This window comes from Enterococcus sp. DIV0691 (assembly GCF_051711145.1).
GTDB classification, from domain to species: domain Bacteria; phylum Bacillota; class Bacilli; order Lactobacillales; family Enterococcaceae; genus Enterococcus_B; species Enterococcus_B hirae.
This window is the reverse complement of record NZ_JBIOLY010000001.1, coordinates 12974-25308: the sequence shown is the minus strand read 5'-3', so window position 1 is coordinate 25308 and position 12335 is coordinate 12974. Positions and strand designations below refer to the sequence as shown.

Here is a 12335-nt window from a genome sequence, read left to right as displayed (position 1 = left end):
TGTTTGTGTAAAAAAGCGAATCAGTTGGGCTTTTATTCTTAAAGCACTATACTTTAATTAATAAAGTTACAAAATTTTATCATTCATTTGATAAAGGAGTGGGAGAATATGGCAACAATCAATGCTGGTATCGCAATGGTCAAAGTAATGGAAAGTTGGGGAATCGAGCACATTTATGGGATTCCTGGTGGTTCGTTTAATTCAATCATGGATGCTCTTTATCATGAAAAAGATCAAATAAAATATATCCAAGTACGTCACGAAGAAGTAGGAGCGCTAGCCGCAGCAGCCGATGCGAAACTAACAGGAAAAGTTGGGGCTGTTTTTGGTTCTGCTGGACCAGGTGCCACGCATTTGATCAATGGTTTGTATGATGCACAAATGGATCATGTTCCAGTTGTTGCGTTGCTTGGACAAGTTGCAACTACTGCTATGAACTATAACTCTTTCCAAGAATTAAATGAAAATCCAATTTTTGCAGATGTTAGTGTCTATAACCGGACAGTTATGACACCTGAAAGTTTACCTCATGTCGTGGACGAAGCAATTAAAGCAGCCTATGAAAATAAAGGAGTAGCTATTGTAACCATTCCTGTTGATTTAGGTTTTGCAGACATTGAAGAAGAGAAAATATCTAACGCAGCTACTCATAAAACAGGTACTATCCTTCCTGATGAAAAAGATGTAATTGCTGCTCTTCCTTTTATTGAAAAAGCTAAAAAGCCTGTACTTTACATTGGACAAGGCACTCGTAATGGCTTTTCACAAATCAAAGATTTTACAGAACACTTTTCCATGCCAGTTGTTGCTTCTGTTTTAGCGAAAGGCATCATTCCAGATAACTATAAAAACTTTCTAGGCTTTGCTGGACGTGTGGCCACAAAACCTGCAAATGAAGCATTAGCAGAGTCCGACTTGATTTTATTTATGGGTAGTGACTTTCCTTTTGGTCGTGCGTTCTTTAACCCAGAGGCTGAATTTATCCAAGTGGACATCGATGCTTCAAAGTTTGGTCGAAGACATGCTACCTCTCATACCATTTTAGGGGATGCCAATACCACATTAGCTAGATTAACACAGCTGGGCGAACCACGTCCTGAAGATCGCTGGTATCTAGCCAACCAAGAAAACAAAGCGAATTGGGTAAACTGGTTAAACTCATTCGCTGACCTTGAAGACCAACCGATTCGTCCTGAAGCTGTTTATAAAGAAATCAATCGGATCGCTGAAGAAGATGCGATTTTTGTAACAGATGTTGGGAATACGACGATCCATTCCATTCGATTATTAGACATGAACGGCAAACAAAAACACACGACCTCTGGTTGGTTCGCTACAATGGGGAATGGTGTTCCAGGTGGCATTGCCGCACAATTAAGTTATCCTGATCGACAAGTCTTTACTTTAAGCGGTGATGGTGGTTTTGCAATGGTGATGCAAGATATCATTACACAAGTGAAATACCAACTACCGATTATTAATGTGGTTTTATCGAATACATCGTTTGGGTTTATTGAAGCAGAACAAGAAGATACTGAACAGAAAAAATTTGGTGTGTTTTTAGAAGAGGCTGACTTCGGAAAAGCGAGCGAAGCACTGGGAGCTGACGGTTTCACGATTACTGAGTATCACCAATTAAGACCTGCATTTGATGCCGCTAAAAAATCCCAACGACCAGTAGTAATTGATGTAAAAATCAATAACAAACGTCCTTTACCGGTTGAAGATCTTCATCTTGATCCAAGAAAATATACAGAAGAAGAAATCAAACAATTCAAAGAAAAATACGAAGTGCATGATTTACCTGTATTGAATGAATTATATGAAAAAAGTAAATAATTGAACCTCTACTCTTTGAGAGATTCAGACATATCAACTATAAAAAAGAAGCAACCAGGAAAATTCAGCCTGATTGCTTCTTTATATACTTTACTTTGTTTATCTGAAAGCATATACGATATGGTTGATCCCAAAGATCATAAAATAAAAACCGACAAGAAAACTTAAAGTCAAAGCGGAGGAAATAGGATTAAACAATAGTATACATCCTAATACCACACCCAAAATATTGATGATTACTGTAAACCAATAGTAGCCTGTGCTATAACCTTTCGCTAAATCAGCTGTAAATAAAGCTAAGATAGAGTCGGCAATAAACCAAATGGCAAAAACAAACGGTAAAGCAACTACTCCTGCACCAATATTGAACAAGAAGAAAATCCCGACTAAAATATCAATGATACCAATAACCAACGGCATTTTCCCTTTATATCCTGTCAATTCTTTCATGCGATTTCGTACAAATAATTCAAAAATTCCTTTTAAAAAGGCAAAAATAGCAAAAACAACGACAATCGCCACTAAATTACCAACAGGATCTTGAAAAGAGATTAATGAAACAAGGACAAATAAAATCCCTAAAATTAATGATCCCCAGTCTAGTGTTTTTCTTTCATTCATTTTCATTCCAACTTTCATTTTAATCTATTATTATACTAACGCTCTCTTTAAATAACGTCAAAACATATGCTGGTGATGAAAAGCAAAAGTAATTTCTCTTCTGATCAGCTTTTGCTACTATCATTTTTAGTAAAAGCTACTACTTCTTATAATTTGCGTATATTCACTACCAACTTATTCTTCTACTAAATAAACGAGCATTTTGCCTTTCTATCTTAGATATCTTCGAACCTCATTATTGCTTCATAAGTACAAATTTTTTCACTCTTTCATAATTTTTTAGTATTTTTTATTCCCATGTTCCACGTGAAACACAAAGAATAATTGATTACCTTGAAACTTTCTCTTTTCCCCTATATAATTCTAGGAGGCTCGTTAAATATTATAAAGATAAAGTGAGGAAAAAAATTGATTACTGTAAATGATGTAAGTTTGCACTTTTCAGACCGCAAACTATTTGATGATGTTAATATTAAATTTACTCCAGGAAATTGCTATGGCTTAATAGGTGCAAATGGTGCAGGTAAATCAACGTTCCTTAAAGTATTATCAGGAGACTTACAACCTTCTACAGGGACTGTTTCCATGGGACCAGATGAGCGAATGGCTGTATTGAAACAAAACCATTATGACTATGAAGAATATACAGTTTTAGAAACAGTTATTATGGGACATAAGCGTTTATACGAAGTTATGAAAGAAAAAGACGCTATCTATATGAAAGAAGATTTCACTGATGAAGATGGTATCCGAGCAGCTGAATTAGAAGGCGAGTTTGCTGAATTAAATGGTTGGGAAGCTGAACCTGAAGCTGCTGTTTTACTACAAGGACTGAATATTCCAGAAGAATTGCACCATCAATTGATGAGTGAACTTACTGGTGGTCAAAAAGTCAAAGTACTTTTAGCTCAAACATTGTTTGGTAAACCGGATGTGTTACTCCTTGATGAGCCTACGAATGGATTAGATATCCAATCCATCAACTGGTTAGAAGAATTTTTAATTGAATTTGAAAATACGGTTATCGTTGTTTCTCATGACCGTCATTTCTTAAATAAAGTATGTACCCATATGGCAGATTTAGATTTTGGAAAAATCAAATTATACGTTGGTAACTATGATTTTTGGTTAGAATCAAGTCAACTTGCTGCAAAATTACAAGCAAATGCCAATGCCAAAAAAGAGGAACAAATCAAAGAACTACAAGAATTTATTGCTCGTTTTAGTGCGAATGCTTCAAAATCTAAACAGGCAACTTCTCGTAAGAAAATGTTAGAAAAAATTACTCTTGACGATATTCAACCTTCTTCACGTCGTTATCCATTCGTTGGATTTAAACCAGAACGTGAAATCGGTAATGATCTTTTACAGGTCGAAAATGTGAGTGTAACGATCGACGGTAAGAAAATATTAAATGATATATCATTTAATTTAAGCAAAGAAGATAAAGTTGCGTTTGTTGCTGAAAATGATATTACAACTACAACTTTGTTTAAAGTAATCATGGGTGAGATCACTCCTGATACTGGAACTGTAAGATGGGGCGTAACAACGAGCAATTCTTATCTACCAAAAGATACAACGAAAGAATTTGATAATGAATTGACGATCTTAGATTGGTTACGTCAGTATGCAAGTAAAGAAGAAGACGATAATACGTTTTTACGAAGCTTTTTAGGACGCATGCTATTTTCTGGAGAAGAAGTATTAAAACCTGTCAATGTCCTTTCTGGTGGTGAAAAAGTGCGTTGCATGCTTTCTAAAATGATGCTTTCTAAAGCAAATGTCCTAGTTTTAGATGATCCTACAAACCATTTAGACCTAGAATCGATTACCGCACTAAACGATGGCTTGATGGCCTTTACTGGTTCTATTCTTTTTGCTTCACATGACCATCAATTTATCCAAACATTGGCTAATCGTATCATTGCTGTTTCTGATAAAGGTGTTATTGATCGAGCAGATACAACTTATGATGAATTTTTAGAAAATAAAGATATCCAAAAACAATTGGATGAGCTTTGGAAATAAGACAACATCATTGTAGACTTAAGAAAATAGCCTATCGGGGGCATCTCATCAGTCGGTGAGATGTCCTTTTCTTCTACGATAAACACTGTCTTTCACAACTACCAAGACACCTTCGATCCATTTACTTTCTATATTCATCATTTTCTCTTATTTCGCTTAATCAACCGCTTTATTTTTTCTGATGTGTAAGCTATAATAGAAAATGAAAAAGGAATTGCGCAAACAATCCCTTCATCAGTAACTCGTGCCGTTAAAAAGACGGTAGCCTTTTTAGAATGGTGACCATCTAAAACTTCTGCTAAAAGTGATTTAGATGGTTATTTTTTTTGGTCTTTTTTGTCAATTAACAACAACACAAATGTCGCAAATGCGAGCATTAGTTGTATTGCTTCATATACTGACAACTTTATTCCTTTCCAGGGACAAAGCTCTTAACCATAAGCATCACCCCTTATCTAAGAGATTAGCTACCATCTTTTACACTCCACGAATTACTGGTTTTATTGTAGCAAACTTATCGAAAACTTGCTATCCTCATTAACTTTATTTTTAAATAATAATGTTATTTTTTACCTGACATGTATTTGATTCGTGTGCCTTCATTTTTTTTAATCAACAGCTTTACTTTTTTCCAATTGATAAGCTATAATGGATAGTGAAAAAGGGATTGCTCTAACAACCCCTTCATCAGTAACTCGTGCCGTTAAAAAGACGGTAGCTTTATTTTTTGGGTATATATACCATCTAAAAACTCTGCCAAAAGTGATTTAGATGGTTATTTTTTTTGGTCTTTTTTGTCAATTAGCAACAGCACAAATGTCGCAAATGCGAGCATGAGTTGTATTGCTTCATATACTGACAACTTTATTCCTTTCCAGGGATAAAGCTCTTAACCATAAGCATCACCCCTTATCTAAGAGATTAGCTACCATCTTTTACACTCCACGAATTACTGGTTTTATTGTAGCAAATTTAGTACAAACTTACTATCCTCATTAACTTTATTTTTAAATAATAATGTTATTTTTTACCTGACATGTATTTGATTCGTGTGCCTTCATTTTTTTTAATCAACAACTTTACTTTTTTCTAATTGATAAGCTATAATGAATAGTGAAAAAGGGATTGCTTTAACAACCCCTTCATTAGTAATTCGTACCGTCAAAAAGAAGGTAGCTTTGTTTTTAATGTGGTAACCATCTAAAAACTCTGCCAAAAGTGGTTTAGATGGTTATTTTTTTTGGTCTTTTTTGTCAATTAACAACAATACAAATGTCGCAAATGCGAGCATGAGTTGTATTGATTCATATACTGACAACTTTATTCCTTTCCAGGGACAAAGCTCTTAACCATAAGCATCACCCCTTGTTCAAGAGATTAGCTACCATCTTTTACACTCCACGAATTACTGGCTTTATTATAGCAAATTTAGGAAGTACTTACTATCGACAAAAGATTTAACTTAATATAGATCAGTTATTTTATATTCTAAAAAAGAACCACTCGAAGAATATTCTTTTTCTTCTGAATGGTTCTTTTTTGGGGCATTTCTTCTACAATGACTACAATTTTTTATCGAGTGATTCCCATTGAGAATATCGCAATACATCCATATCCTGTATGGCTTGCGATGGTAGGCCCAAGCGGATATAACTTGACTTCTTTCATCTTAATATTCTCTTCAAGTAATTGTTTTGTTTTTTCAGCACTTTCTAAATCGCCTGCATAAGCAATATAAACAGTTTGTTCTAATGGGGCGACAATGGTTTTGACAGTTTCCTCAACAATTTTTTGTATCGATTTATTTCGTCCTCGTACTTTGCTGATATTCGTCAAACGTCCTTCCTGATCGACTGTGATAATTGGCTTCACGTTTAGAATACTACCTAGTGTAGCACTAGTTTTAGAGATACGCCCCCCACGTTCAAGGTGTTTGAGATCATCAACGGTTACCCAAGAATGTACTTTTAAGTAATTGTTTTCTAACCATTCTAAGTTCTCTTCTAATGTTTTCCCCTCGTTTTTCAATCGAACAGCTTCCAATACTAATAACCCTTCCCCAACGCTTGCGGCTTTTGTATCAAAGACCTTTACTTGTGGATCTGGATATTCTTCTTTTAATAATTCTACTGCTTGTAACGCACTACTATAGGATCCACTTAAAGCACTGGAAAAAGCAACATAAAGGATAGGAATATTTTGTTCAACATAAGGACGGAAAAATTCTAAGTATTGACCCACATTGATTTGTGAGGTCGTTGGGGTAGCCCCATTTCTTAATTGTTCCATATAATGATCATAATTAAACGTTTTTCCCAGATCATCTACTAATTCTTCTTCATCTAACTGGATCTTCATTGATAAATAATCAACCTTGGCTGCTTGTAGCACTTGATAAGGCAGATCACAACATGAATCGGTTACGATTTGATACACACACTTCAACTCCTTCAACTTTTCATTTTACCCTTAACTCCTATTATAGCAAATCTCTTGCATGGAAAATAACGTTAACTATGTTTGTAAAAAGGAAACCATTGTCTTCGTAAAATTTTAATGGATGATTAAAAAGAAGAACAACGCTAACCTCTAAACCAACTTTGATTACTTATTGAAAAAAAACGCCAAAATCTACAAAAATGTTAAAAACAAATTTCGCAGTTTCGACGTTTTCTTTCTTTACCGCATGAGCATTCTTACCTATACTTCTGCTATTTAGTTCATTCTTAAGGAACAAGAATGTCCTGTCTCAACGAACTTAGCTGAATGGCTTAAATTTGTGCCCAGACGCTTTCTAAGATATTTGTTTGTGTTCTATCAGGTCCAACAGAAAATGTTGAAATACGCACACCTACGAGTTCAGAAATACGTCTGACATAGTTACGTGCATTTTCTGGTAATTCAGCAAGTGTTTTGCATGCTGTAATATCTTCAGACCAACCTGGAAGTTCTTCATAAACAGGTTTACAACGTTTCAATTCTTTCAAACTTGCTGGATAATGATAAATCAATTCTCCATCGAGCTCATAAGCTGTACAAATTTTTACTGTATCAAGTCCACTTAAGACATCAATTGAATTAAGGGATAGATTAGTAATTCCTGAAACACGTTTTGAGTGACGCATCACTACTGAATCAAACCATCCCACACGTCGTGGACGACCTGTAGTCGTTCCGTATTCGCGACCAACTTCACGAATTTGTTGTCCCGTTTCATCAAACAATTCAGTTGGGAATGGACCATCTCCTACACGAGAAGTATAAGCTTTACATACACCAACAACTTTATTGATTTTAGATGGACCTACGCCACTACCGATCGTTACGCCACCTGCGACTGGGTTTGAAGAAGTAACAAATGGATAGGTTCCTTGGTCGATATCCAGCATAACCCCTTGTGCGCCTTCAAATAATACTCGTTTTCCTGCATCTAGGGCATCATTTAAAATGACAGATGTATCAGTAACATACTGTTTGATTTGTTGACCATATTCATAATATTCTTCAAATATCGAGTCAAAATCAATTGGCTCAGAATCAAACATTTTTACAAATTGACGGTTTTTATCTTCTAAGTTTAAACGTAAGCGTTCTTCAAAAATTTCTTTGTCTAGTAAGTCAGCGATGCGGATCCCTACACGAGCTGCTTTGTCCATGTATGCTGGTCCGATCCCTTTGATTGTTGTACCGATTTTATTTTCACCTTTTGCATCTTCTTGTAATTGATCCAACTTGATGTGATAAGGCAAAATAACATGTGCTCGGTCAGAAATACGTAAGTTATCAGTAGTTACACCTTGTTCATGTAAATAAGCTAACTCTTTGACTAATGATTTAGGATTGACTACCACACCATTCCCGATCACACTGATTTTATCTTTATAAAAAATCCCCGAAGGAATCAAATGCAGTTTATAAGTAACACCGTTGAATTTGATCGTGTGTCCTGCATTATCGCCACCTTGGTACCGTGCGATCACTTCAGCATTTTCACTAAGAAAGTCAGTAATTTTTCCTTTCCCTTCGTCGCCCCATTGTGTACCTACCACTACTACAGATGACATTTGAACACCTCGTTTTATTTTATTTAATCCTGAATTATTGTAACAATAACTCATTACTTATTCAACTAAAATCGAATGATTCTTTTATTTATTTTATAAAAACGCTTGAAAAACGAACGATGATAAATTTTAAATAGAAACTAGTGTAAACCAAACTATTCAGAGAAGAAAGTTCCTTTAGTACAAAGCAAATAAGATAGTTTTTTAGGGTTTATTACTCGTTGCCACTGACAGAATCGTAATCTAAACACCTTTGCTTATTAGAAATAATGATTACTAGGGTAGACTGCTTCCTAATTTACTATACTATTATTTCCCAAATGTGATTCTGCTGCGTTTTCTTTTGATAAAGAACAGTTGGAATGATCGATAGCTAAAAAAGCACCTCCAAATTAACGAGATAATTTGGAGGTGCTTTTTTATAGTCAATATTATAATCAATATTCTTCTCTCGGGGATAACGACGAAAATTTGTTGTATTCTTTGATAAACAGTAATTCTACTGTACCACGGGCACCACTACGGTTTTTTTCGATGATGACTTCAATGACATTGTCGTTTTTTGGTTCGTTATCCTCATTGTCTTCGCCACCTTCTCTTTCATAGTAATCATCTCGATATAAGAAGGCTACGATATCAGCATCTTGCTCAATGGAACCCGATTCACGGATATCACTTAATACAGGACGTTTATCTTGACGTTGTTCTACTCCACGGGAAAGCTGGGACAACGCAATAACTGGTACTTTTAATTCTTTGGCTAGCTTTTTTAATTGACGTGAAATATCAGATACTTCTTGTTGACGATTTTCTCTCCCGTTTCCTTCAATCAATTGCAAGTAGTCAATCAAGATCAAGCCAAGATTTCCTTTTTCCTGCGCTAATTTTCGGCATTTGGCACGAATCTCAGAAATTTTTATTCCTGGAGTATCATCAATAAAGATATTTGCCCGTGACAAACTCCCCATTGCAACGATCAAATTAGACCACTCTTCTTCAGAAAGTTGACCGGTACGCAAATGGCTTGCTTCGATCGATCCTTCCGCACAAAGCATCCGATTGACAAGCGATTCAGCCCCCATTTCCAAACTAAAAATAGCAACTGAACGATCGGTTTTTGTCCCGACATTTTGAGCTATATTTAATGCGAAAGCTGTTTTCCCTACCGCAGGCCGAGCTGCTAGGATGATCAATTCCTCAGGTTGAAAACCTGCTGTCATTTTATCAAGTCCTTGATATCCAGTCGGTAATCCTGTGATTTCTTCATTATTTTGGGCCAGTTGGTCAATATTTTCAATGGTTGAGTTCAAGACTTCTGCAATAGATAGAAAGCCACTGCGGTTTCTTTTTTCTGATACTTCTAAAATACTGCGCTCGGCATCATCCAGAATCGACTGGACTTCTTCCCCTTGTTCAAACCCTTTTGTCACGATCCCAGTAGCTGTTTGGATCAGTGTGCGGAGCAATGATTTTTCTTCAACGATTTTCGCATAATAGACGATATTTGCTGCAGTAGGCACAGCTAACGCTAAATCTGAAAGGTAGCTTAACCCACCAGCATCTTCTAATAAGTTCGCTTGCTCCAACCGATCTTTTACAGTCACTACATCTATTGCTTCATTACGGTCATTTAACTCGATCATTGTTTCAAAAATGATTTGATGTCCCCGACGATAAAAGTCTTTCGGTTCTATGTACTCCATGGCATCAATGATCGTTTCAGCATCTAAAAAAACCGATCCTAAAACCGCTTGTTCAGCTTCAATATTTTGCGGTGGAATTCGATCCTGCCACACTTCATTCATACATATCGCTCCTTGTCTTCAATTGCTTTATTTTACAAGAAAATCGTAAAAAAGTCACTTTAAAAAAGTGAGTTTAATGGTTGCTTATCTTTCGAAATCAATAAAAGAGACAGTCAATGTCAAGAATAAGTACAGAAAATACACACGTAAATCCAGCAAAATCTTAAACTAGCAAAAACTTTGAGAACGAAGATCCCTTGATAAAATGAAACAACTATAAAAAGTATATCAGTCAAGTGATCCTTTACGCTAGTACCAAACTAGCTATATGTTCAATAGGTGTTGTCATAATCAAAAAAAAAGGAAAATTTTTTTGTTTTTTCCTATTTTTTTTTTTTGACAAAAAATAGATCACTTATGATTATTTAATACTATATACTATTGATTGTGCTAGAATCCATCAAAGAAACCGTTTTTTATCCCGCACAAAAAATTTTAGGAGGAAATGTGTTACGAAAAAAATGAAACTCGTTGCTATTTTATTGTCTTGTCTGTCTTTATTTGGATCCGTAGTACCAGAAGTAACACAAATCGTTGATGCAGCTGAGAAAACCGCTAGTGTACCAGCTGAAAACCATTTTTAACTAGATCAAGTCACGATTGTCGAATCCAATGAATTATACAAAACTTTTGTGAAAGAAGTGAATCGTCCAGAGATCAAACAACAGTTACTGAGTCAGCCAGACTCAGCAGAAACAAAAGTTTTGATCCAGTCTCTTATCTTAAAATATGATGGCGCTGAAGTCCACTATGCTTATGGTGACAATACGTTCGCACGAGGACTTTACGATACTACCGGGTGGTCAGAAAAATTTGTTAATGGTGGTATCAACGATTATGCCACTAGTAAGACAGGATTAGCTAATTTAAGAGACTATTTAGGTTTTTGTTCTGTTGGTTTAGCAGTAAATGGTGCGGGTTATGGTGCTGTAATTGGTGGTGTGATTGGAGCTGTAGTTGGGACAATTATTGGTGCTGCAGTATTAGCCAAACGTTGCGATCAAGGTCAAAGTGATGTAAAAACAATGATTAGTAAAAATAGATCAAATGGAGGAGTGCGGATGACTTTAACAGCAGAATTTCCGATTTGCAGTTTAACGTCACAAACGCAGTGTAGTATATGAGACTGGGAACTTTATTAATTTATTCAACAATCCTTGTGATGATATTACTATTTTTGAAATATCGCAAGAAAAAATAATCTAAGCTTAAAGAGTCTAGGGCATGAACAAAAAAATCTGGTTAATGTCCCACTTTTTTGATCTAGGGTATTAAAAAGCACATAATCTTGTAAGAATAAAGTAGCTAAAATCAATCGAAAAGAAAGTATGCTTTCCATACCATCCTATCAAATATCTTTACCATTAAATGAAGAAAATCAGCCGGATTTTGACATGATTCATCAAAATCCGGCTGATTTTCTTTTTGAAAAGAACTCTCAATCTCTGCGATCATTTCTCAACAAGTCCTATTACAGAACCTGAAGAGACTGCTAACAGAAATGATGGGTGAGGTAGCTATTCTGCTACCACATGCACTTTGATCGTTGCAGTCACTTCATGATGCAATTTGACTGGTACGTTCGTGTAACCTAACGTACGGATTGGATTATTCAATTCGATTTTTCGTTTATCTAGTTTTACTTTGTATTGCTTGTTCAATCCTTCAGCAATTTGTTTTGAAGGGATTGAACCGAATAAACGTCCATCTTCACCCGCTTTGGCTTTCAGTTCGACAACCGTTTCTTCTTTTTCTAAAAATCCTTTTAGTTCTTTTGCTTCTTCTAAAATTTCAGCTTCTTGTTTTTCTTGTGCCTTTTTTTGTCCAGCTAATTGGCTAATACTACTTTTATTTGCTTCTTTTGCCAGATTATTTTTTAATAGGAAATTTTGTGCGTAACCATTCGGTACTTCTTTAACATCACCTTTTTTTCCTTTACCTTTTACATCTTGTAAGAAAATGACTTTCATATCCA

The 12335-nt window shown here is 35.5% G+C and carries 12 protein-coding genes; 4 read left to right on the top strand and 8 right to left on the bottom strand.

Going from position 1 to position 12335, the window contains the following annotated elements:
- Window positions 1-108 precede the first annotated feature (108 nt).
- The gene (spxB, locus tag IGJ11_RS00115) at window positions 109-1839 is read left to right on the top strand and encodes a pyruvate oxidase (protein WP_207431766.1); all 1731 of its coding nucleotides are present in this window, start codon (window positions 109-111) and stop codon (window positions 1837-1839) included.
- Between the two features lie 99 nt (window positions 1840-1938).
- On the opposite strand, the gene IGJ11_RS00110 is transcribed toward spxB, so the two are convergent.
- On the bottom strand, window positions 1939-2460 hold the full coding sequence (locus IGJ11_RS00110) for an HdeD family acid-resistance protein (protein ID WP_053766578.1): 522 nt from the start codon (window positions 2458-2460) through the stop codon (window positions 1939-1941).
- Between the two features lie 408 nt (window positions 2461-2868).
- Here IGJ11_RS00110 and IGJ11_RS00105 point away from each other — a divergent pair, with 408 nt between their 5' ends.
- Window positions 2869-4491: an ABC-F family ATP-binding cassette domain-containing protein gene (locus tag IGJ11_RS00105; protein WP_010720489.1), complete on the top strand. Its 1623-nt coding sequence runs from the start codon at window positions 2869-2871 to the stop codon at window positions 4489-4491.
- Between the two features lie 317 nt (window positions 4492-4808).
- Here IGJ11_RS00105 and IGJ11_RS00100 read toward each other — a convergent pair whose 3' ends face one another.
- The 6 genes from IGJ11_RS00100 to dnaB all read right to left on the bottom strand — a co-directional run bounded on the left by IGJ11_RS00100 (window position 4809) and on the right by dnaB (window position 10360).
- The gene (locus IGJ11_RS00100; protein ID WP_223603319.1) at window positions 4809-4895 is read right to left on the bottom strand and encodes a putative holin-like toxin; all 87 of its coding nucleotides are present in this window, start codon (window positions 4893-4895) and stop codon (window positions 4809-4811) included.
- A gap of 371 nt (window positions 4896-5266) precedes the next feature.
- Window positions 5267-5353, bottom strand: a complete 87-nt coding sequence (locus IGJ11_RS00095) for a putative holin-like toxin (RefSeq protein WP_223603319.1) — start codon at window positions 5351-5353, stop codon at window positions 5267-5269.
- Window positions 5354-5722: 369 nt separating this feature from the next.
- Window positions 5723-5809 carry a putative holin-like toxin gene (locus IGJ11_RS00090; protein WP_225792586.1) on the bottom strand — a complete coding sequence of 29 codons (87 nt, stop codon included), beginning with the start codon at window positions 5807-5809 and terminating at the stop codon, window positions 5723-5725.
- 254 nt (window positions 5810-6063) lie between these two features.
- Window positions 6064-6927 carry a DegV family protein gene (locus tag IGJ11_RS00085; RefSeq protein WP_010736781.1) on the bottom strand — a complete coding sequence of 288 codons (864 nt, stop codon included), beginning with the start codon at window positions 6925-6927 and terminating at the stop codon, window positions 6064-6066.
- A gap of 335 nt (window positions 6928-7262) precedes the next feature.
- On the bottom strand, window positions 7263-8555 hold the full coding sequence (locus IGJ11_RS00080) for an adenylosuccinate synthase (RefSeq protein WP_207431759.1): 1293 nt from the start codon (window positions 8553-8555) through the stop codon (window positions 7263-7265).
- Window positions 8556-8992: 437 nt separating this feature from the next.
- Window positions 8993-10360, bottom strand: coding sequence for a replicative DNA helicase (dnaB, locus tag IGJ11_RS00075; RefSeq protein ID WP_010720492.1), 1368 nt, complete (start codon window positions 10358-10360; stop codon window positions 8993-8995).
- Between the two features lie 461 nt (window positions 10361-10821).
- Here dnaB and IGJ11_RS00070 point away from each other — a divergent pair, with 461 nt between their 5' ends.
- Window positions 10822-10944, top strand: a complete 123-nt coding sequence (locus IGJ11_RS00070; RefSeq protein ID WP_272927201.1) for a hypothetical protein — start codon at window positions 10822-10824, stop codon at window positions 10942-10944.
- Window positions 10945-10992: 48 nt separating this feature from the next.
- Entirely contained in the window at window positions 10993-11484 is a 492-nt protein-coding gene (locus IGJ11_RS00065; protein WP_207431757.1) for a glycine zipper family protein, read from the top strand.
- 393 nt (window positions 11485-11877) lie between these two features.
- Here the strand turns inward: IGJ11_RS00065 and rplI are convergent, their stop codons facing one another.
- Window positions 11878-12330, bottom strand: a complete 453-nt coding sequence (gene rplI / locus IGJ11_RS00060; RefSeq protein ID WP_010720494.1) for a 50S ribosomal protein L9 — start codon at window positions 12328-12330, stop codon at window positions 11878-11880.
- Window positions 12331-12335 lie beyond the last annotated feature (5 nt).

Coding starts and splice junctions, on each gene's coding strand:
- spxB (WP_207431766.1), top strand. CDS start 109: ATGGCAACAATCAATGCTGGTATCGCAATGGTCAAAGTAATGGAAAGT.
- IGJ11_RS00110 (WP_053766578.1), bottom strand. CDS start 2,460: ATGAATGAAAGAAAAACACTAGACTGGGGATCATTAATTTTAGGGATT.
- IGJ11_RS00080 (WP_207431759.1), bottom strand. CDS start 8,555: ATGTCATCTGTAGTAGTGGTAGGTACACAATGGGGCGACGAAGGGAAA.
- dnaB (WP_010720492.1), bottom strand. CDS start 10,360: ATGAATGAAGTGTGGCAGGATCGAATTCCACCGCAAAATATTGAAGCT.
- IGJ11_RS00070 (WP_272927201.1), top strand. CDS start 10,822: ATGAAACTCGTTGCTATTTTATTGTCTTGTCTGTCTTTATTTGGATCC.
- rplI (WP_010720494.1), bottom strand. CDS start 12,330: ATGAAAGTCATTTTCTTACAAGATGTAAAAGGTAAAGGAAAAAAAGGT.